Here is a 21,177-nt window from a genome sequence, read left to right as displayed (position 1 = left end):
GCCGCCTCGCGGCCGCGGCGCCGGGCCGCGTGTGGATCGGCGCCACGGTTCTGCCGGGCCCGGGGCTGCGGCTGCGCCTCGCGGCCCGGCAGGCGCTCGCCCGCGCCACGGGGCTGCCGCTGCTGGCCACCAACGACCCGCTGATGCACGCACCCGAGCGTCGCCCGCTGGCGGACGTGCTGCATTGCATCCGCACCGGCGTGCCGCTCGACGGGGCCGGCCGCAGCCTCGAGGCCAATGCCGAGCGGCACCTGAAGTCGGGGGTCGAGATGGCACGCTTGTTCCGCGAAGCCCCCGAGGCCGTGGATGAAACGCTGCGCTTCGCCGAAGGCCTGCGCTTCTCGCTCGCCCAGCTCGAATACAACTACCCCGACGAATTGCGCGGCGATTTCGAGACCGAGCAGGAAGCCCTCGCATACCATGCCCAGGCGGGCGCCCGCTGGCGCTACCCGGAAGGCGTGCCGCCGAGCGTCATGACCCAGATGGAGGCCGAGCTCGCGCTCGTGGCCGAGCTCAATTACGCGGCTTATTTTCTCACCGTCTACGACGTGGTGCAGTTCGCGCGGCGCGAGGGCATCCTGTGCCAGGGGCGGGGCTCGGCCGCCAATTCGACGCTGTGTTATTGCCTCGGCATCACGGAGATCGACCCCGTGCACCACGCGCTCCTGTTCGAGCGCTTCATTTCGAAGAACCGCAACGAGCCGCCCGACATCGATGTCGACTTCGAGCACGAGCGGCGCGAAATCGTGATGCAATATATCTACGACCATTACGGCCGCGCCCATGCGGGGCTGGTGGCCACCGTCATCACCTACCGGACGCGCTCGGCCCTGCGCGATGTCGGCAAGGCTTTCGGGCTGTCGGACGACACGGTTTCGGCTCTCAGCGGCACGGTCTGGGGCTATTGGTCCAAGGGCGTCGACCCGGCCGAAGCCCGGCGCATCGGCCTCGACCCGGAAGACGGGCGCCTTGCCATGGTGCTGCGGCTCGCCGACGAGCTTGCCGGCTTCCCGCGCCACCTGTCGCAGCACACCGGCGGCTTCGTGATCACCCGCACCCGGCTCGACGAGGTGGTGCCGATCGGCAATGCCGCAATGACGGACCGCACCGTCGTCGAATGGGACAAGGACGACCTCGACGACCTGAAGATGATCAAGATCGACGTGCTGGCGCTCGGCATGCTGACCTGCCTGAAGAAGGGGCTCGACCTGCTCGGGCGGCATTACGGCCACACGGTCTCGCTGGCCAACCTCATCCGACACGAGGTGGAGGAAGCTTGCGTCTACGACATGATCTGCCGGGCCGACACGATCGGCGTGTTCCAGATCGAGAGCCGGGCCCAGATGACCATGCTGCCGCGGCTGCGCCCGCGCGAGTTCTACGACCTCGTCATCGAGGTCGCCATCGTGCGTCCTGGGCCGATCCAGGGCGACATGGTGCACCCCTATCTGCGCCGACGACAAGGGCTCGAGGAGGTCAGGTATCCTTCGCCGGAACTCGAGGCCGTGCTCAAGAAGACGCTCGGCGTGCCGTTGTTCCAGGAACACGCCATGAAGATCGCCATCGTGGCAGCCGGCTTCACGCCCGACGAAGCCGACCAGCTCCGCCGCGCCATGGCGACGTTCAAGAAGGTCGCCCTGATCGGCACCTTCGAGACCCGGATGATCGAGGGCATGGTGGCCAGGAACTACCCCCGCGCCTTTGCCGAAAAGTGCTTCGCCCAGATCAAGGGGTTCGGCACCTACGGCTTCCCGGAAAGCCATGCCGCCTCGTTTGCGCTGCTGGTTTACGCTTCGGCCTGGCTGAAATGCCGCTACCCGGACGTTTTCGCCTGCGCGCTCCTGAACGCCCAGCCGATGGGGTTCTATGCGCCCGCCCAGATCGTGCGCGACGCGCGCGACCATGGGGTCGCGGTGCGGGCCGTGGAGGTGAACGGCTCGGATTGGGACTGCACCCTGGAACCCATGCAGGCCGGGGAAGCGCGGCTGCACCCCCGCCACGCCTCCATGCGCGACGACATCCTCGGCGACCACGCGCTGCGGCTCGGCTTCCGCCAGGTGAAGGGCCTGCACCGGGTCGATATGGAGCGGCTGATGGCCCGACGCGGCCGGGGCTACGATTCCGTGCGCGACCTGTGGCTCCGGGCGGCGCTCACGCCCGCGGTGCTGGAGCGGCTCGCCGAAGCCGATGCTTTCCGGTCGCTCGGCCTCGACCGGCGCGACGCGCTCTGGGCCGTGCGCGGCCTCAACCGATCGGGCGACAAGGACGACCTACCGCTTTTCTCAACCACGCCCGCGGACGAGCAGGAACCTGATGCGGCGCTGCCGCCGATGCCGCTCGGCGAGCATGTGGTGGAGGACTACCGCCATCTGGCGCTGTCCCTCAAGGCGCATCCGGTGTCCTTCGTGCGGGCCGAGCTGGCCCGGCGTCGCATCAGCACCAGCGCCGGCCTGGAGGATCTCGGCCCCGGCCGCCGCGTCACGGTGGCGGGCCTCGTGCTGGTGCGGCAACGGCCGGGCTCGGCCAGCGGCACCATCTTCCTGACGCTCGAAGACGAGACCGGGGTCGGCAACATCATCGTCTGGCCCAAGGTGTTCGAGGAGAACCGGCCGGCCGTGATCGCGGCCCGCTTCCTGGCCGTCACGGGGGTGCTGCAACGCGGCAGCGGCGTCATCCATGTGGTGGCGGAGCGGCTCGACGATTTGACGCCGCTGCTTACCGACCTGTCGAGCCGCGGCGCGCCCTTCGAGGGCCCGACCTGTTCGGACGAGCTGAAGCAGCCGCAGACCCATGCCGCCAAGGCGCGCGTGCTCGGCTCCGATCTGGCGCTGAAGATCGGCTTCCCGCTCGCGGCCGACACCCGCTCACCCAAGGGGGAGCCGGCCAGCGACCCGCGCCGGCCCGGCGCGGACCTGCGGGAAGCCTTGCCGAAAGGCCGCAACTTCCATTGACGCGAAGGTCGATCCGGGGTCGCATGTTGGGCCGACGCACCGGGACAGATCATGGCCTCCGACGATATCCCGTTCGACCGCGCGCTGGATGCCAGGCCGGATTGGCCGACCCGCCTGTCGCCCCTGGTGCGACGGCTGATCGCCAACAACGGCGGGCCCTTCACGTTCACCGGCACCTGCACCTATCTGGTGGGCGCGCGCGACGTGACCGTGATCGACCCCGGCCCGGCCGACCCGCAGCACCAGGCCGCGATCCTATCGGCCGTCGCGCCCGGCCATGTGGCCCGCATCCTGGTCACCCACAGCCACAAGGACCATGCGCCCGGCGCCGCGACGTTGCAGGCCGCCACCGGCGCGCCGGTGCTGGGCTGCGCGCCCTATGGGCGGCGTTCCGCCTTCGGGGCGGTGTCGACTGACGCCAGCCACGACGCCGCCTACCGGCCCGACACCGCCCTGGCGGATGGCGATGCGGTGGAAGGGTCGGACCACCGGCTCGTGGCCCTGGCGACCCCGGGCCACACCGCAAACCATCTCGCCTTCGCGCTCGACGGGGAGGCGGGCCTGTTTTCGGGCGATCACGTCATGGCCTGGTCCACCACCGTGGTGGCGCCGCCCGACGGCTCGATGCGGGACTATATGGCGTCGCTCGACAAGCTGCAGGCGCGGGCCGATGCGGTCTACTGGCCCGGCCACGGCGGCCCGGTGACCAATCCCGCGCGCTTCGTGCGGGCGCTCGCCATCCATCGCCGGCAGCGCGAAAACGCAATCCTGGCCCGCATCCAGGGGGGCGACGGCAATGTCGCGGCCATCGTGGCGGCCATCTATGCCGGCCTGCCGCCGGCCCTCAAGGGCGCGGCCGGCCTATCGGTCCTGGCTCACCTGATCGACCTCGCCGAGCGCGACCTCGTCGTGATCGAGGGCGAACCCGGACCGGCCGCGACCTTCAGGCCGCGCTGAACTCGAAAAAAACAGAGACCGATCGAAGCGACGCGACCGGGTCGGGCGCCCCGGTCACCAGCCGATGCGGGACACCAGGGTCGACACGGCCTGGAGGATCGTGCCGCCGCCGATCGGCGCCACCAGCATGAACAACAGGTTGGCAAAGACGAGGCGCATCACGAGCCGCTCCTGGCGCGCCGTCATCAGGCGTTTCGGCGCTGGCTCTGCCGGGCGGCCCCAGCCGGCTTCATCGAAGAACATCGCTTCCCCTGCGCTAGCCTGTGTGTGGCCGTTCGAGGGCCAGCCCCCTTATGGACGCCGCCGAGCGGGAACGCCATGCGGCATGGATGATCGCTGCGCCGCCGCCAAGGTCACAACGGCAGGTGCAGGAACTGGTTGAACGCGCTGCGGCGGTAGTTCGCGAAGGGTTCGCCATCCTCGAACCCGTGGGCGCGGTAAAGCGCCAGGGCCGGGTCGAAGGCTGGGCCGCTGCCGGTCTCGAGACTCAGCCGCCTTATCCCGCGGGCGCGCGCTTCCCCGACGATGTGGCGCAGCAAGGCGGCTGCCACGCCCTTGCGCAGGTGGGCGGGGTGGGTGCGCATCGATTTCACCTCGGCCGCACCGCCGCCGAGCAGTTTCAAGGCGCCCAGGCCCGCGATGGCGTCGCCGATCCACGCCGTCCACACAGAAACATCCGGGTGGCGCAGGCCCGAGGCGTCGAGCGCGGAGACGCTGCCGGGCGGCGACGTGGCGTGCATGCCGGCGAGGTGCAGCGCCAGCAGGTCGCGAACGGCGGCGCCCTCGAGGTCGTCGGGTCGGATGGCGATCATCATCTGTCCCCTAAGCGCGTACCGTTCACTCGACCGCGTCGGGCAGCCGATCCGAGGCGGCTTCGTCGGCCTCGGCCTCCGCGTCCCGCTGCCGGCTCCACAAGCGCGCGTAAAGGCCGCCACGGTCGAGCAGTTGCTCGTGGCGACCCCGCTCGGCGATGACGCCCTTGTCGAGCACGATGATCTCGTCGGCCTCCACCACCGTGGTCAGCCGATGGGCGATGACCAAGGTGGTGCGGTTTTCCGACACCCGGCGCAACGCTTCCTGGATGTCGCGTTCCGTGAATGTGTCGAGGGCCGAGGTGGCCTCGTCGAGCACCAGGATCGGCGGCCCCTTCAGGATGGTGCGGGCAATGGCGACGCGCTGCTTTTCGCCGCCCGACAGTTTCAAGCCGCGCTCGCCCACCTGGGCGTCGTATCCGTCGGGCACCAGCTGGATGAAACCGTCGATCTGCGCCGCGCTGGCAGCGTCCCGCACGGCATCGTCGCTGGCGTCCCAACGGCCATAGCGGATGTTGTACCCGATGGTGTCGTTGAACAGCACGGTGTCCTGCGGCACCATGCCGACGGCCTCGCGCAGCGACGCCTGGGTGACGTCGGCGATATTCTGCCCATCGATGGTGATGCGGCCCGACCAGGGCTCGTAGAAGCGGAACAGGAGACGCGACAACGTCGACTTGCCGGCCCCCGAGGAGCCGACCACAGCCACGGTCTTGCCGGCCGGCACCGTGAAGCTGACGCCGCGCAGCACCTCGCGGGCCCGGTCGTAGCCGAACCGCACATCCTCGAACACGAGATCGCCGCGCCCGACCACGAGCGGCTGGGCGTCCGTCTTGTCCTCCACTTCCGGCGCCTGGCCGAGGATGTTGAACATCAGCTCGATGTCGATCACGGCCTGCTTCACCTCGCGGTACAGGAGGCCCATGAAGTTCAGCGGCTGATACAGCTGGATCATCATGGCGTTGATCAGCACGAAATCGCCGACCGTGTTGCGCCCCGACCGGATGCCCGACACGCACAACGCCATCACGGCCACGAGGCCGAGCGTGAAGATGGCGGCCTGCCCGGCATTGAGCACCGCGAGCGAAATGTAGGTGCGGGTGGACAGGCCCTCGTAGCGCGCCATGGCACGGTCGTAACGGGCGGCCTCGCGCTCTTCGGCGCCGAAATACTTCACCGTCTCGAAGTTGAGCAGGCTGTCGATCGCCTTGGTGTTGGCGTCCTGGTCGCTCTCGTTCATGTCCTGGCGGATGCGGATGCGCCAATTCGTCGCCAACAAGGTGAAGCCGAGATAGGCGCCGATCATCACCACGGTGGCCAGCACGTAGCGCCAGTCGAACTGGAACAAGAACACGCCGAGGATCAGCACGAATTCGACCGCCGTCGGCACGCCGGTCAGCATGATCATGCGGACGATGGTCTCGATGGCATTGCGGCCGCGCTCGAGGATGCGGGTCAGCCCGCCCGTCTTGCGCTCGAGGTGATAGCGCAGCGACAAGGCATGCAGATGGACGAAGACGTCGGTGGCGAGGCGCCGCACGGCATGCATGGCCACAGAAGCAAAAAGCGCGTCGCGCCCCTGGGTGAGGAACGCCATGAAGATGCGCAGGGCGCCATAGGCGGCCGTCATTCCGACGGCGCCGGCCGCAAAGCCCGGCAGGTGATCCAGAAAGGCATCGTGCCGGCCCGCCAGAGCGTCGGTGGCGTATTTGAAGGCGTAAGGCACCGCGATAGTGACGAACTTCGCCACGATGAGCAGAACAAGCGCCAGGTAGATGCGACCCTTGAGATCGGCGCGGCCGTGCGGCCAGATGTAGGGCCACAGCTTGGCGAGCGTGCCGCCGAGCGACGCATTGGCGTCGATGCGGAAGCTGGCGTTGGGAACGGCGGAACGTTTGGGGCGGGCCATCAAGTCTGCGGTCTAGGGGAACAGCCGCAGCGCGGCACGGCCTTCATATAGGCCGCGGCGCGGCGTTCCGCACCCTTGGCGCGCATCGCCGCGGGGGTGGTCCGCTCAATTCGCCTTGGAGCCACCGGGATAGAACTGGGCGCAGCTTTCGCTCACCTGGGTTTTCTTGTCCTTCATGCAGCCCCGCACTTTGTCCTCGTCGGGCACGAACCCGCGGCACAAGCGCATGACGTCGCCCATGCAGGCGAGCTTCGCTTCCTGGTACCACCAGAAGCCGTGTTCGTCCTCGGCGCGCGCCGTGCCGGCCAGGGGCAGCAGCATGGCGAGGGACAGCAGGATCGGTGCTTTGTTCATGGCGGCTTCGACCTCGATGACGGTTGGACGCCCGTGGCGACTTCGACGTGAGCCCGCGTGATGCACCCGGGACACGGCAAAACTATGCAGGCAACTCAGATGAACCCTTAATTAGGCCCGAGGCGCGCCGACGGAAGCCTCGGCGCGACCGCGTCCGATGTCGCGGTGACGCCCTGATGCAGCCGATTGCCCCGCCGTGCTCCCGTTGTCGGCAGCGATGCGACGGCGCCTACGCCGCCGCGTCCTGCCGGTAGCGCACGGGATCGTAGTTGAGGATCGGCGCCAGCCAGCGCTCCGCCTCCGTCACATCGATGGCTTTGCGGGTCGCATAATCCTCGACCTGGTCGCGCTCGATCTTGGCGACGCCGAAATAATGCGCCTCCGGGTGGGCGAGGTAGAGGCCCGACACGGTGGAGCCGGGCCACATGGCGAGGCTTTCGGTCAGCGTGACGCCGACCTTGGCCTCGGCGTCGAGCAGGCGGAACAGGGTCAGCTTCTCGGTGTGGTCGGGCTGGCTCGGGTAGCCGGGCGCGGGGCGAATGCCGCGGTAGCTTTCCGTCAGGACGTCCTCGCGCGACAGCTTTTCTTCCGGCGCATAGGCCCAGAACTCGGTCCGCACCCGCTCGTGCATGCGCTCCGCGAAGGCTTCGGCGAAGCGGTCGGCCAAAGCCTTGGCCAGGATCGAGGAATAATCGTCGTTGGCGCGGGCGAAGCGGGCCGAGATGTCTTCTTCCTCGGCGCCGGCCGTCACCACGAAACCGCCGATATAATCGCCGAGGCCGCTCGCCTCGGGGGCGACGAAATCGCTGAGTGCCGTGTTGGGGCGTCCGTCGCGCTTCACGAGCTGCTGGCGCAGGGTGAAGAAGGTTTCCTCGCGCACCAGCCGGTCCTCACCGGCATAAACCGCGATGTCGTCGCCATGGGCGGAGGCCGGCCAGAAGCCGATCACGGCCTTGGGGGTGAACCATTTCTCCGCCACGATGCGCGCCAGCATGGCCTGGGCATCGTCCCACAGCTGGCGGGCCGCCTCGCCCTGCTTCGGGTCGTCCAGAATGGTCGGAAAGCGGCCACGCAGCTCCCAGGTCTGGAAGAACGGCGTCCAATCGATATAGGGCACCAGCTCGGCGAGGTCATAGGACTCGAACACCCGCGTCCCCAGGAAGCGCGGCCGGGGCGGCTGGTAGGCGGTCCAGTCCGGGCGGAACGCATTGGCGCGCGCCTTCAACAGCGGCAGGCGCTGCTTGTCGCGCTCGCCCCTGGCATGCGCTTCGGCCACGCGGGCATATTCAGCGCGGATCGTCTCGATCGCGCCGGCCTTGTTGTCGGCCGACAGGAGCGACGACACGACGCCGACGGCGCGGCTCGCATCGGTGACGTAGACCGCCTGGCCGCGCCGGTAGTTCGGATGGATCTTCACGGCCGTGTGGACGCGGCTCGTCGTGGCGCCGCCGATCAACAGCGGCACGTCGAAGCCTTCGCGCTCCATCTCGGCCGCCACGAAGCACATCTCGTCGAGCGACGGCGTAATGAGGCCCGATAGGCCGATGATGTCCACCTGTTCGCGCTTCGCGGCTTCGAGGATCTTGGCGGCCGGCACCATGACGCCGAGGTCGATGATGTCGTAGTTGTTGCAGGCCAGCACGACGCCGACGATGTTCTTGCCGATGTCGTGGACGTCGCCCTTGACGGTGGCCATCAGGATCTTGCCGGCCGAGCTGCGGCCCGTGCCGCCGCCGCCCGCCGCCTTTTCGGCCTCCATGAAGGGCATCAGATAGGCCACGGCCTGCTTCATCACCCGGGCCGACTTCACCACCTGGGGCAGAAACATCTTGCCCGCCCCGAACAGGTCGCCGACCACGTTCATGCCGGCCATCAGCGGCCCCTCGATGACGTCGAGCGTGCGAGTCGCCGAAGCGCGCGCTTCTTCGGTATCGGCCTCGACGAAATCCGTCAGGCCGTTGACGAGCGCATGTTCCAGGCGCTTCGCCACCGGAGCCTCGCGCCACGACAGGTCCTTGACCTTGACCTGCCCGCCCTGCCCCTTCACCTGATCGGCCATCGCCAGCAGCCGCTCGGTCGCGTCCGCCCGGCGGTTCAGCACCACGTCCTCGCAGGCCTCGCGCAGCGCGGGCTCGATGTCGTCATAAACCGCGAGCTGCCCCGCATTGACGATGCCCATGTCCATGCCGGCCTGGATGGCGTGGAACAGGAACACCGAGTGCATCGCCTCGCGCACCGTCTCGTTGCCGCGGAACGAGAAGGAAAGGTTCGACACGCCGCCCGAAATGTGGACATGGGGCAGCGTCGCCCGGATCTGGCGTGTCGCCTCGATAAAGTCGACGCCGTAGTTGTTATGCTCCTCGATGCCGGTCGCCACCGCGAAGACGTTGGGATCGAAGATGATGTCCTCGGGCGGGAAACCCACCTGTTCAGTCAAGACTTTGTAGGCGCGGGTGCAGATGGCGACCTTGCGGTCTTGCGTATCGGCCTGGCCCTGCTCGTCGAAGGCCATCACCACCACGGCGGCGCCATAGCGGCGCACCACCTGGGCATCGTGGATGAACTTCGCCTCGCCCTCCTTGAGCGAGATGGAATTCACCACCGCCTTGCCCTGGATGCACTTGAGGCCTTGTTCGATGATGCCGAACTTCGACGAATCGACCATCACGGGCACGCGGGCGATGTCGGGCTCGGCCGCCACGAGGTGGAGGAACTCGACCATCGCGGCCTCGGAATCGAGCAGGCCCTCGTCCATGTTGACGTCGATGATCTGGGCGCCGTTGAGCACCTGATCGCGCGCCACGTCGAGCGCCGCCGACAGGTTGCCGTCCTTGATGAGCTTGCGGAACTTGGCCGAGCCCGTGACGTTGGTGCGCTCGCCGACGTTGACGAAGCGGATGTCGCTCGTCAGCGTGAAGGGCTCGAGGCCCGACAAGCGCAGCTTCGGCGCGATCGTCGGGATGGCGCGGGGTGCAATGCCGTGCAGGCGCGCCGCGATGGCGCGGATGTGGTCGGGCGTGGTGCCGCAGCACCCGCCGACGATGTTGACGAGGCCGGCCTCGGCGAATTCGGCCACGAGCTCCGCCATGAATTCGGGGCTCTCGTCATAGAGCCCGAACTCGTTCGGCAGCCCGGCATTCGGGTAGGCGCAGACGAGCGTGTCGGCCACGCGGCTGATCTCAGCCAGATGGGCCCGCATCTCACGCGCGCCGAGCGCGCAGTTGAGGCCGATCGACAGCGGATCGGCGTGACGCACCGAATGCCAGAAGGCCGTCGGGGTCTGCCCCGACAAGGTGCGGCCCGACAGGTCCGTGATGGTGCCGGAGATCATCACCGGCAGGCGGATGCCGAGATCCGCGAACACCTCGTCGACGCCGGCCAGCGCCGCCTTGGCGTTCAGCGTGTCGAAGATGGTTTCGACCAGGATCAGGTCGGCGCCGCCCTCGATCAGCGCCCGCGCGGCTTCCGCATAGGCGATGCGCAGGTCGTCGAAGGTGACGGCCCGGTAGCCGGGGTTGTTGACGTCGGGCGAGATGGAGGCGGTGCGGTTGGTGGGCCCGATGGCGCCGGCCACGAAGCGCGGCCGCCCGTCCTTGGCCTCGGCCGCATCGGCGGCCTCGCGGGCGAGGCGCGCGCCTTCGCGGTTGAGCTCCACCGCCAGAGCCTCCATGCCGTAGTCGGCCTGGGCGATGGTGGTGCAGGAAAAGGTGTTGGTTTCGACGATATCGGCGCCGGCCAGGAAATAGTCGAGGTGGATGGCCCGGATCGCGTCGGGCTGGGTGAGGTTCAGCAGGTCGTTGTTGCCGCGCAGGTCGCGCGACCATTCGACGAAGCGGCCGCCGCGGAAGTCCGATTCCGTGAAGCGGTGGCCCTGGATCACCGTGCCCATGGCGCCGTCGAGCACCAGGATGCGCTCGCGGGCGGCACGGAGGAGAACGTCGGTTCGGGTGGCTTGCATCACGGCATCACTCGGTTCGGATCATTCGATGTCGCGCCGTCATTGCGAGGAGCGCAGCGACGAAGCAAACCAGGGGTGCGCTTCAGGTCTGGATCGCTTCGCTAGCGCTCGCAACGACGAAAGCGCGCTAGGCCGCCGCCTGCGCGGGCTTCGGCCGCATCCCCAGCAGATGGCAGATGGCGAACACCAGCTCGCTCTTGTTCATCGTGTAGAAGTGGAACTCGCGCACGCCGTGGTCGAGCAGGCCGAAGACCTGTTCGGACGCGACGGTCCCGGCCACCAGCTTGCGCGTGGCGGGGTCGTTGTCCAGCCCCTCGTAACGATCGGCCAGCCATTGCGGCACGCTGGCGCCGGTGCGCTTGGCAAAGCTCGCGGTCTGCTTGAAGTTCTCGACCGGCACGATGCCGGGCACCACCGGGATGGTGATGCCGGCCCCACGCACGCGGTCCATGAAGCGCAGGTAGTGTTCGTTGTCGAAGAAGAACTGGGTGATGGCCCGCGTGGCGCCGGCATCGATCTTGGCCTTCAGCCCGTCGAGATCGGCCTCGAACGAGGCGCTTTCCGGGTGCTTTTCGGGATAGGCCGAAACCGACACCTCGAAATCGCCGAGCCGCTTGATGCCGCGCACGAGGTCGGCCGAGGACTGATAGCCGCCCTCATGGGCCGCGAAGGCAGTGCCCGGGCCGCCGGCCGGGTCGCCCCGCAGAGCCACGATGTGGCGGACGCCGGCACGGCCGTAGCCGCGGACGACGTCATCCACCTCGTCCCGGGTGGCCGACACGCAGGTCAGGTGGGCGGCCGGGCGCAGGTGCGTTTCCTTGACGAGGCGCGCCACCGTGGCGTGGGTGCGCTCGCGCGTCGAGCCGCCGGCCCCATAGGTGACGGACACGAAGTTCGGGTCGAGCGGCGCCAGCCGTTCGATGGCGGCCCAAAGCCCCCCTTCCATTTCGGCGGATTTGGGCGGGAAGAATTCAAAGGACACTTCGAGGGCCGCGCGGGCCGGCGGACGCTTGTGTTGTTCGACGAGGGTCATGCGACGGCTTTCTGGAGCGCGGTCGTGAGGCGATCTTTGTTGGGGCGGCGGTCACGGCCGACCCAGAGCGAAACGGTGAGCTTGCCGGCTTCGGGGGCCGTCGGGGCGACGTCGCGGCCAGCCTCGATGGCAAGGTCGGCCTCGCCCATCAGGGTCTCGATCTCGGAGCGGGCGAAGCCGAGGCGGCGATGGGCGTGGAGGCTGCGCAGCTCCTCGTTGGCATGCGGCGCGAAGTCCACCACCACGAGCCGCCCCCCGGGACGCAGCACGCGGGCGGCCTCCCGCAGCGCGCGACCGGGATCGTCGAGATAATGCAGCACCTGGGCGATCACCACGAGGTCGTAGCCGTCACGCTCGACCGGCAGGGCATAAAGGTCGCCCTGGCGCAGCTGCACATGACGCCAGCCGCGCGCCTCGAGCCGGGAGCGCGCGACGCTCAACATGGCTGGGCTGCCGTCGATGCCGACCGCGCGCCCGGCTTTGGGGGCCAGCAGCTCGAGGATGCGGCCGGTGCCGGTACCGAGGTCGAGCACGGTCTCGAACGGCCCTTCCCCCACCACGGCCTCGAGCGCCGCCTCGACGCGCTCCTCCGCCGCATGCAGCGCCCGCAAGCGGTCCCAATCGGCCGCCTGGGCGGCGAAATAGCGCTCGGCCTGCGCCTGACGGGCGGCCCGCACCTCACCCAGCCGAGCCCGGTCGGCCAGCAGCGTCGAATCGCCGGGGTCGAGGTGCCGCACGAGGCCGCGCGCCAACTCCGCCACGGGGGTGCGATGGGCCGCGGCAAAGAACGCCCAGGCGCCTTCGCGGTGACGCTCCACCAGCCCGGCCTCGGCCAAAAGCTTGAGATGGCGCGAAATGCGCGGCTGCGACTGACCGAGGATCGCCACCAACTCCGACACGGTCAGTTCGGCTTCGAGCAGCAGCGCCAGCAGGCGCAGGCGCGTTTCCTCGCCGGCCGCCTCGAGGGCCGTCAGGATCGTCGCAAACGGGGCAGCCCCCAGGGCAGGCTCAATCATCATATAAAGATATGTTTATGCGTAATTTCACCCGGCCGCAAGGGCTTCCTGATTGCCCGTCCGTGGCGGGACGGCCCTTGCGGCGCTGGTAATCTCAGGGGCCAGCGGACGCGTCACGGCCCCGGCCCGACAAGGTCAGCAGCAGGAACGCCACCACCGCGACCGCCATTGCAAGGGCCGCCACGCCGAGCGCCGCGAAGCCGGAAACGACCGACACGATGCCGAGCCAAAGCAGCACCGCGTTGGTGACGCCGACCCGGCCCAGCACCGACCACACGCCGTCGCGCTGCGCCGCCACCTGGTAGAAGTGGCTGCGGTGCGGCGTCCACACGGCCTCGCGGCGGCGCAGACGCCCAACAAGCGTCAGGCCGCTGTCGGCGATATAGTAAAGCGGAAGGATGATGGCCCCCGCCAGCGCGCCGCCACCCGCCGCCGAACTGCCGCCGAGCGCGAAAAGCCCATAGGCGGTCAGGAAGCCGAGCGGCAGCGAGCCGACGTCGCCAAGGAAAAGACGCGCCGGCGGCTTGTTAAAGGGCGCATAGCCCGCGAGACCGCCCAAGAGGCCCAAGGCCAGCAGCCCCGGCACCACCGGCAGCAGGCCGGTGGCCCAGAACATCGCCAGCCCGCACGAGATCGGCACGAGTTCGGCCACCGTGAGCCAGTCCATCCCGTCCATGAAGTTGGTCAGGTTGATGAACCAGGCGCCCGCCAGCACCAGCAGCGCGCGTTCGAGGCCGAGCGGCATGATGCCGAACAGCCGCGTTCCTTCGGGCAGCATCCAGACGCCGACCGCCATGCAGGCGAGCTGCACCACGAGGCGCGGCAGCGCCGGCAGCGGCCGGATGTCGTCGATCAGGCCGAGCACCGCCAGCACCGCGGCGGCGGCCAGCACGGCGCCGAGCCGGGTGGCATCGCCCGGCAGCAGCGCCGTGCATTGCGCCCCGATGCCGGCCGCGAGCGCGGTCGCGACCAGCACCGCGATGCCGCCGCCCTGCGGGGTCGGCACGCTGTGCAGGCCGCGGGCGCTCGGCCGTGCCAGCGCATAGCGCGCGAGCCAAGGGCGCAGCAGGACGATCAAGCCGGCCGTCAGCGCCGCGGCACCGCACAGCAGGGCCGGCCCCAGCACCAGCCATGACGAGAAAGGGATTGCGATTTGGCTCAAGCGTTCCCACCCTGGTGATCGAGGCGGGTCTCGGCCCACCTCCGAGGCCCGTTGCCGCATGACCCCCGCGCGGCTAGAACCGCGGGCCACAACGCCCGGGATTTGCCTTGCCTCAACCCCTTACCCCCCACCTGCACCGCCTCGAAGCGGAGGCGATCCATATCATGCGGGAGGTCGCGGCCGAATATGCGAACCCGGTGATGCTCTACAGCGTCGGCAAGGATTCGAGCGTTCTGCTCCATCTGGCCGGCAAGGCCTTCTTTCCGTCGAAGCCGCCGTTTCCGCTGATGCACGTCGATACGACGTGGAAGTTCAAGGAGATGATCGCCTTTCGGGACGAGGCGGCGAAGCGCGCCGGCATGGATCTCATCGTTCACATCAACCACGAGGGCGTGGCGAAAGGCATCAACCCGATCGCGTCGGGATCGAGCGTCCATACCCAGGTGATGAAGACCGAGAGCCTGCGGCAGGCGATGGATCTTTACAAGTTCGACGCGGCTTTCGGCGGCGCCCGGCGCGACGAGGAAAAGAGCCGCGCCAAGGAGCGCATCTTTTCGCACCGGTCCGAAACCCATGCCTGGGACCCGCGCAACCAGCGGCCCGAGTTGTGGCACCTGTTCAACACCCGCATCCGGGCGGGCGAGTCGATGCGGGTGTTCCCCATCTCGAACTGGACCGAGCACGACGTGTGGGACTACATCCGGGCCGAGGACATCCCCGTGGTGCCGTTGTATTTCGCGGCGCGCCGGCCGGTGGTCGAGCGCGGCGGCACGCTGATCATGGTGGACGACGAGCGGCTGCCCTTGAACCCGGGCGAGGTACCGCGCAACGAGATGGTCCGCTTCCGCACGCTCGGCTGCTATCCGCTGACCGGCGCCGTGCCGAGCGAAGCCGCGACCCTCGATGCCATCATCGCGGAAATGCGCAGCTCCCGCACCTCCGAGCGGCAAGGACGATTGATCGATGCCGACGAGTCGGGGTCGATGGAGAAGAAGAAGCGCGAGGGGTATTTCTGAGATGAACGCGCCCGTCCCGGCCGAGCGGCCCACCCTGCGCTTCCTCACCTGCGGTTCGGTCGACGACGGCAAGTCGACCCTGATCGGCCGCCTGTTGTTCGAACAAAACGGCATCTTCGACGACCAGCTCAGCGCCCTCGAACGCGATTCCCGCAAGCACGGCACGGTGGGCGAGGACATCGACTTCGCGCTGCTGGTCGATGGGCTCGAGGCCGAGCGCCAGCAGGGCATCACCATCGATGTCGCCTACCGGTATTTTTCGACGCCGCGCCGCTCCTTCATCGTGGCCGACACGCCCGGCCACGAACAATATACCCGCAACATGGCGACCGGCGCCTCGAATGCCGATCTCGCGATCCTGCTGGTCGACGCGCGAAAAGGGCTGCTGACGCAAACGCGGCGGCATGCCTTCATCGTGTCGCTGCTCGGCATCCGCCACGTCATCCTGGCGGTGAACAAGATCGACCTGATGGGCTACGACGAAGCGGTGTTCACGGCGATCACGCGCGACTTCGAGGCTTTCGCGGCCGAACTCGGGTTCAAGTCCATCACGCCGATCCCGTTGTCGGCCCGCTTCGGCGACAACGTGTCGGAGCCGAGCCGCAACATGCCCTGGTTCACGGGCGGTCCGCTGCTGCAGGCGCTGGAAGACGTCGACGTGTCGGACCACAAGGCCGACAAGCCGCTGCGCTTCCCGGTGCAATGGGTCAACCGCCCCAACCTCGATTTCCGCGGCTATGCGGGCACGATCGCCAGCGGCACGGTCGCCCGGGGCGACGCGGTCGTGGTGGCCAATTCCGGCAAGACCACCACGGTGGCCCGCGTGGTCGGCCCGTCAGGCGACCTCGAGCGAGCGGCAGCCGGCGACGCCGTGACGCTGACGCTCAGCGACGAGATCGACATCACCCGTGGCGACATGCTGGCGCATCCGCAGGCCCGGCCGACGGTGGCCGACCAGTTCGCGGCGCAACTGATCTGGATGTCGGACGAGCGGCTGCTGCCCGGCCGCTCCTACCTGATGAAGCTCGCGACGCGGGCCGTGCCGGTGACCGTGACGGCCATCAAGCATCGCATCGACGTCAACACGCTGGAGGAAACCGGCGCCGTAAAGACGCTGGGGCTGAACGAGATCGGCCTTTGCTCCCTCGCGGCCTCGACGCCGGTGGCCTTCGACCCCTACCGGGAGAACCCCGACACCGGCGCCTTTATCCTGATCGACCGGATGACCAACGCCACCGCGGCCGCCGGCCTCGTCGATTATCCGCTGCGGCGTGCCACCAACGTCCACCACCACGACCAGAGCGTCACGCGCGCGTCGCGCGCCATCCTCAAGCACCAGCATCCGGCCATCGTGTGGTTCACCGGCCTGTCGGGCTCGGGCAAGTCGACCATCGCCAACATCGTGGAAAGCCGGCTGCATGCGTCCGGCGTGCACACGACGCTGCTCGACGGCGACAACGTCCGGCACGGCCTCAACAAGAACCTCGGCTTCACCGACGCCGATCGGGTCGAGAACGTCCGCCGTGTGGGCGAGGTGGCGAAGCTGATGACGGAGGCCGGCCTCGTGGTGCTGTGCAGCTTCATCTCGCCCTTCGAGGCCGAGCGCGCGATGGTGCGCAGCCTCGTGGCCGACGGGGAGTTCATCGAGGTCTTCGTCGACACGCCGCTCGAGGATTGCATCGCCCGCGACCCCAAGGGCCTTTACCAACGGGCACTGGCGGGCGAGATCAAGAATTTTACCGGCATCAGCCAGCCCTACGAGCGCCCGGCAAAGCCGGATCTGCTGCTCGAAACGCGGGGCGCCACGCCGGAGCAGATGGCCGATGCCGTGGTGTCGCTGCTCGAAGAGCGCGGCATCTTCGGCACCGCCTGGTGGTCGCTGCGCGAGGGCGAGGGGATCTGATCCCCTCACCCGGCTTCGATCGCCTTCCCGGGCTTCAGCCTTCCCGGGCCTTGCGGGCCATCGCGTTCAGCTGTTCGAGCGTCGCGTCGAAGCGGTTGTCCCGCTCGGCGAAGCGCAGGAAGCCGACGCGTTCGACCAGGATTTCGGGCGGGGTCGGCTGCCGGGCGAAAAGCGCCATCACCTCGTCGATGAAGTCGCTCAGCGGCAGGTAGCCGGCGCGCGTCGACTGGCCCGGGGTCAGGTCCGTCTGCACGGCCGGCGGTGCCAACTCGATCACCTCCACTTTACCCTTCAGCGCGTCGCGCATCGACACGGTGTAGGAATGAAGCGCCGCCTTGGTGGCCGAGTAGGTCGGGGTCGGCACAAGCGGCACAAAGGCGAGGCCGGAGGTGACGTTGACCACCGCCGCGTCGGCCTGCGCGCCCAGATGATCGATCAACGCGTCGATCATGCGGATGGGGCCGAGCAGGTTCGTGACGATGGTGTCCTCGGCATCCGTGAGGTCGCGCGCCCGATCGAGCCCCTCGAAGCGCATGATGCCGGCGTTGTTGACCAGCACATTGAGCGCCGGATGATCGGCGATGACTGTCTTCGCAAAAGCCGCGATGGCTTTCGGATCCGCGATGTCGAGCGTGTAGGCCCTCATGTTCGGCCGACCGGCGCAGACGGCGTCGAGCGCCTCGCGCCGACGCCCGGTAACGATGACGGCGTTGCCGGCATCATGGAACCGATGCGCCAGCGCGGCGCCGATGCCACTGCCGCCGCCGGTGATCAGGATGGTGTTGCGGCTCTGCTTCATAGCCAAGGTCCCTCGGTGTGAGAGACCTTTGCTTACATCAAGAATACACGCCTCGGGGCTGCCTTCTGCGGCCCGTGATTCGGAGAGATTGAATCCGGCGACACTCGATCAGCCCGAAAGGTTCTGGACGTTCCGCAGCAGCCTACTGTTGAGCGCCTGCAGGGTCGGTTGCCAGCCCTTGCCAAACCCGCAACGCAAGCCTGCCGTCACGAAGCTGCGAAATAGGAGGCGCCAGGCTCAAGGCCTGGCGCTTGTTGTTATGGGCAGGGATGGCGCTGGCCATCATAACCGAGGTAGGTGCCGCTCCCAGGGTCATACGACTTGAAGCGCTGGGCGCAATAGCCCGACGCATCACCGACCTGCGCCGGGGCTGCCGCATAACCGTAACCGGGATCGACTGCGTAGCCGGGTGCGACCGCATAGCCCGGCGCACCATAGCCGCCACCGTATCCGTAGCCGCCGTTATAACCATACCCGCCGCCATAGCCGTAGCCGCCGCCGTAGGCTGGGCCGGACGCCAGGGCACCGCCGATCAGCGCGCCCGCCGCCAATCCTGCGATGCCGGCCCCGATCGCAGCACCGCGTCCGCCACGCCCACCGCGATAATAGCCGCCACGGCCAAAGCCGCGATGACCGAAGCCGCCGCCATGGAAGCGACGGCCACCGCCGCGGAACTGCACCTCCGTCAGCGGCGAGGCGGTTTGCACCAACGACCGGTCGAACCGGACCACCTGAGCGGAAGCCGGGACGCTCGTGGCCAGCATCGCCGTGCCAACCAGGGCCGCGACCCACGAAGATTGTTTCATGTGTTGCACTCCTATAGCGAGGCAACGGTGAGGACGGACGCAAGTTGCGGCCCGTCTCCAAGCATGACTAAGAATTCACCTTCTACGCCGTTGCTATCGTAAGGTCATGCCGGCTGGACGAAACTCTCCAGCACCATCTTGCGACCTGCCTTGTCGAAGGCGACCGTCAACTTGTTGCCATCCACGAGTTCCACCGTCCCGGGGCCAAACTTCTGATGGAACACCCGTGCTCCCTTGGCGTGGCCGGACGCGTTGGTGGAGCTCGCCACCAGCTCGCCCTCGATCAGCCGGCCTTCCTTGCGCAAAGGCCCGCGGTTCTCGGCAAAGTCCTTGGCGCGCGCGGTGCCGCCCTGCTGGGCCCGCTGCCAGCCCGGCGTCGAATAGGAGGACGCAAAGGCATCCGGCCGGTCGAAGCGCGAGGCCCCATAGCCGCCGTAGCGCTTGGCCTGGGCGGCCTCGGTCACCTCCACATGGGCTTCCGGCAGCTCGTCGACGAAGCGGGACGGGATGGTGGACTGCCATAGGCCATGGATGCGGCGGTTGGTGGCGAAGTAGAGCTTCGCCCGTCGCTTGGCCCGGGTCAGGCCCACATAGGCGAGGCGGCGCTCCTCCTCGAGGCCGGCGCGACCGTTGTCGTCGAGCGAGCGCTGGTGCGGGAACAGCCCTTCCTCCCAGCCCGGCAGGAACACGGTTTCGAACTCGAGCCCCTTGGCGCCGTGCAGCGTCATGATGGACACCTTTGGGCCCGTGTCGGCCTCGGAGGCTTCCATCACCAGCGACACGTGCTCGAGAAAGGCCGCGAGATCCGGGAATTCCTCGGTGGAGCGCACGAATTCCTTCAGGTTCTCGAGCCGGCCGGCGGCTTCGGCGGTCTTGTCCTTGCTCCACATGTCGGTGTAGCCGGATTCTTCCAGCACCGTTTCGGCCAGCTGCGACGCCGGCACCGTGCCGACCAGCCCGGCCCAGCGGGCGAAATCCGCCATCAAGGCGCGAATGGTGCCGCGCTGCTTCGGTTTCAGCTCGTCGGTCTCGACGAGCTGCCGCGCCGCCTGCATCAACGGGATGCCGGCCGCCCGTGCGGTATTGTGGATCACCTGCAGGGTGGAATCGCCCAAGCCGCGCTTCGGCTGGTTGAAGATCCGTTCGAAGGCGAGGTCGTCGGCCGGTTGCGCGACGCAGCGCAGATAGGCGAGCGCGTCGCGGATCTCGAGCCGCTCATAAAAGCGTGGGCCGCCGATGACCCGGTAGGGCAGCCCGAGCGTAATGAAGCGCTCTTCGAACTCACGCATCTGGAACGAGGCCCTGACCAGGATCGCCACCTCGTCGAGCGATTGCCCCTTCTTCTGCAGGCTTTCGATCTCGTCGCCGACGAGGCGCGCTTCTTCCTCCGAATCCCACACGCCCGTGACGGTCGGCATCTCGCCCATGGCGTCATCGGTGAACAGTGTCTTGCCGAGCCGGTCGTCGTTATGCGCGATCAGGTGGGCGGCGGCCGCCAGGATATGTCCGGTCGAGCGGTAGTTGCGCTCGAGCCGCACCACCGTGGCGCCAGGAAAATCGTGCTCGAACCGCAGGATGTTGTCGACCTCGGCACCGCGCCAGCCATAGATCGACTGGTCGTCGTCGCCGACGCAGCACACGTTGTGGCCGCCGAGCGCCAGCATGCGTAGCCACAGATACTGCACCACGTTGGTGTCCTGGTATTCGTCGACCAGCATATATTTGAAGCGGCCCTGGTATTGCGCCAGCACGTCCGGGTTTTCGCGGAACAGCCGCAGGGTTTCGAGCAGCAGGTCGCCGAAATCGGCGGCATTGAGGGTCTTCAACCGCGCCTGATAGGCGGCGTAGAGCACCCCGCCCTTGCCGTTGGCAAAGGCCATGGCCTCGCCGGCCGGCACGGCCTTCGGCTCGAGGCCGCGGTTCTTCCAGCTGTCGATGAGGTTTGCGAGCCCCCGCGCCGGCCAGCGCTTGTCGTCGACGTCCTCGGCACTCAGCACCTGCTTCATCAGGCGGATCTGGTCGTCGGTGTCGAGGATCGTGAAGGACGATTTCAGGCCGACGAGCTCGGCATGGCGACGCAGGATCTTGGTCGAGATGGCGTGAAAGGTGCCGAGCCACGGCATGCCTTCGCCCGACGGTCCGACCAGGACCGCGATGCGCTCCTTCATCTCGCGCGCCGCCTTGTTGGTGAAGGTGACGGCCAGGATCTCGTGGGTGCGGGCGCGGCCGGTGGCGATGATGTGGGCGATGCGGGTGGTCAACACCCGGGTCTTGCCGGTGCCGGCGCCGGCCAGCACCAGCACGGCGCCGTCCATCGCCTCGACGGCACGGCGCTGCTCGGGGTTCAGGCCATCGAGATAGATCGGCGCGAAGCCGCCGGACGGCCCCTTGGCGCGGGCACGCTCGGCCAAGCCGCCGGGGCGGGGTGCGGCGGGCGCTGCGGGGGCTTGGGACACGACGATCGGACTCCGGGCGACGGCGACCAACATCGCCGCCGCCTG

15 protein-coding genes are annotated in these 21,177 nt (G+C 68.2%); 4 read left to right on the top strand and 11 right to left on the bottom strand.

The genetic code is table 11. The annotated features are described in order from the left end of the window. Positions 1-2,951, top strand: a 2,951-nt coding sequence (locus P7D22_RS08095; protein WP_319933718.1) for an error-prone DNA polymerase, incomplete at its 5' end; no start/stop codon positions are given. Between the two features lie 51 nt (positions 2,952-3,002). Further along, positions 3,003-3,908, top strand: coding sequence for an MBL fold metallo-hydrolase (locus P7D22_RS08090; protein WP_319933717.1), 906 nt, complete (start codon positions 3,003-3,005; stop codon positions 3,906-3,908). A 54-nt stretch (positions 3,909-3,962) separates the two neighbouring features. Here the strand turns inward: P7D22_RS08090 and P7D22_RS08085 are convergent, their stop codons facing one another. The 8 genes from P7D22_RS08085 to P7D22_RS08050 all read right to left on the bottom strand — a co-directional run bounded on the left by P7D22_RS08085 (position 3,963) and on the right by P7D22_RS08050 (position 14,152). Continuing rightward, positions 3,963-4,151, bottom strand: coding sequence for a hypothetical protein (locus tag P7D22_RS08085; protein ID WP_319933716.1), 189 nt, complete (start codon positions 4,149-4,151; stop codon positions 3,963-3,965). Positions 4,152-4,261: 110 nt separating this feature from the next. Next, positions 4,262-4,720, bottom strand: coding sequence for a GNAT family N-acetyltransferase (locus P7D22_RS08080; protein WP_319933715.1), 459 nt, complete (start codon positions 4,718-4,720; stop codon positions 4,262-4,264). A 25-nt stretch (positions 4,721-4,745) separates the two neighbouring features. Further along, positions 4,746-6,629, bottom strand: coding sequence for an ABCB family ABC transporter ATP-binding protein/permease (locus P7D22_RS08075; RefSeq protein ID WP_319933714.1), 1,884 nt, complete (start codon positions 6,627-6,629; stop codon positions 4,746-4,748). Positions 6,630-6,734: 105 nt separating this feature from the next. After that, a complete protein-coding gene (locus P7D22_RS08070; RefSeq protein ID WP_319933713.1) occupies positions 6,735-6,983 on the bottom strand; it encodes a hypothetical protein in 249 nt (82 codons plus the stop codon). 229 nt (positions 6,984-7,212) lie between these two features. Then, a complete protein-coding gene (gene metH / locus P7D22_RS08065) occupies positions 7,213-10,941 on the bottom strand; it encodes a methionine synthase (RefSeq protein ID WP_319933712.1) in 3,729 nt (1,242 codons plus the stop codon). 127 nt (positions 10,942-11,068) lie between these two features. Then, on the bottom strand, positions 11,069-11,974 hold the full coding sequence (gene metF / locus P7D22_RS08060; protein ID WP_319933711.1) for a methylenetetrahydrofolate reductase [NAD(P)H]: 906 nt from the start codon (positions 11,972-11,974) through the stop codon (positions 11,069-11,071). Next, on the bottom strand, positions 11,971-12,993 hold the full coding sequence (locus tag P7D22_RS08055) for an ArsR/SmtB family transcription factor (protein WP_442916051.1): 1,023 nt from the start codon (positions 12,991-12,993) through the stop codon (positions 11,971-11,973). The genes metF and P7D22_RS08055 overlap by 4 nt, the downstream gene beginning before the upstream one ends. Before the next feature lie 91 nt (positions 12,994-13,084). Beyond that, positions 13,085-14,152, bottom strand: a complete 1,068-nt coding sequence (locus P7D22_RS08050) for a glycosyl transferase (protein WP_319933710.1) — start codon at positions 14,150-14,152, stop codon at positions 13,085-13,087. Positions 14,153-14,259: 107 nt separating this feature from the next. On the opposite strand from P7D22_RS08050, the gene cysD reads away from it, so the two are divergent. Next, positions 14,260-15,168 (top strand): sulfate adenylyltransferase subunit CysD, encoded by a 909-nt coding sequence (gene cysD / locus P7D22_RS08045; protein WP_319933709.1) that lies wholly within the window; start codon positions 14,260-14,262, stop codon positions 15,166-15,168. 1 nt (position 15,169) lies between these two features. Continuing rightward, complete coding sequence (cysN, locus tag P7D22_RS08040) at positions 15,170-17,071, top strand: sulfate adenylyltransferase subunit CysN (protein ID WP_319933708.1); 1,902 nt, start codon at positions 15,170-15,172, stop codon at positions 17,069-17,071. 34 nt (positions 17,072-17,105) lie between these two features. Here the strand turns inward: cysN and P7D22_RS08035 are convergent, their stop codons facing one another. The 3 genes from P7D22_RS08035 to P7D22_RS08025 form a co-directional block, all read right to left on the bottom strand. Beyond that, the gene (locus tag P7D22_RS08035) at positions 17,106-17,870 is read right to left on the bottom strand and encodes an SDR family oxidoreductase (RefSeq protein ID WP_319933707.1); all 765 of its coding nucleotides are present in this window, start codon (positions 17,868-17,870) and stop codon (positions 17,106-17,108) included. A gap of 257 nt (positions 17,871-18,127) precedes the next feature. Further along, positions 18,128-18,676, bottom strand: a complete 549-nt coding sequence (locus P7D22_RS08030; protein ID WP_319933706.1) for a BA14K family protein — start codon at positions 18,674-18,676, stop codon at positions 18,128-18,130. 104 nt (positions 18,677-18,780) lie between these two features. Continuing rightward, the gene (locus tag P7D22_RS08025; RefSeq protein ID WP_442916050.1) at positions 18,781-21,165 is read right to left on the bottom strand and encodes an ATP-dependent helicase; all 2,385 of its coding nucleotides are present in this window, start codon (positions 21,163-21,165) and stop codon (positions 18,781-18,783) included. Positions 21,166-21,177: the final 12 nt, after the last annotated feature.

Origin of the sequence: Lichenihabitans sp. Uapishka_5, from assembly GCF_033947565.1 — a bacterium.
Classification (GTDB): domain Bacteria; phylum Pseudomonadota; class Alphaproteobacteria; order Rhizobiales; family Beijerinckiaceae; genus Lichenihabitans.
The sequence above is the reverse complement of the archived record's forward strand: the minus strand, read 5'-3'. Positions and strand labels throughout refer to the sequence as shown.

Coding starts and splice junctions, on each gene's coding strand:
- P7D22_RS08025 (WP_442916050.1), bottom strand. CDS start 21,165: ATGTTGGTCGCCGTCGCCCGGAGTCCGATCGTCGTGTCCCAAGCCCCC.
- P7D22_RS08090 (WP_319933717.1), top strand. CDS start 3,003: ATGGCCTCCGACGATATCCCGTTCGACCGCGCGCTGGATGCCAGGCCG.
- P7D22_RS08055 (WP_442916051.1), bottom strand. CDS start 12,993: ATGATGATTGAGCCTGCCCTGGGGGCTGCCCCGTTTGCGACGATCCTG.
- P7D22_RS08070 (WP_319933713.1), bottom strand. CDS start 6,983: ATGAACAAAGCACCGATCCTGCTGTCCCTCGCCATGCTGCTGCCCCTG.
- P7D22_RS08035 (WP_319933707.1), bottom strand. CDS start 17,870: ATGAAGCAGAGCCGCAACACCATCCTGATCACCGGCGGCGGCAGTGGC.
- metF (WP_319933711.1), bottom strand. CDS start 11,974: ATGACCCTCGTCGAACAACACAAGCGTCCGCCGGCCCGCGCGGCCCTC.
- cysN (WP_319933708.1), top strand. CDS start 15,170: ATGAACGCGCCCGTCCCGGCCGAGCGGCCCACCCTGCGCTTCCTCACC.
- P7D22_RS08085 (WP_319933716.1), bottom strand. CDS start 4,151: ATGTTCTTCGATGAAGCCGGCTGGGGCCGCCCGGCAGAGCCAGCGCCG.
- P7D22_RS08080 (WP_319933715.1), bottom strand. CDS start 4,720: ATGATCGCCATCCGACCCGACGACCTCGAGGGCGCCGCCGTTCGCGAC.
- P7D22_RS08075 (WP_319933714.1), bottom strand. CDS start 6,629: ATGGCCCGCCCCAAACGTTCCGCCGTTCCCAACGCCAGCTTCCGCATC.
- metH (WP_319933712.1), bottom strand. CDS start 10,941: ATGCAAGCCACCCGAACCGACGTTCTCCTCCGTGCCGCCCGCGAGCGC.
- P7D22_RS08030 (WP_319933706.1), bottom strand. CDS start 18,676: ATGAAACAATCTTCGTGGGTCGCGGCCCTGGTTGGCACGGCGATGCTG.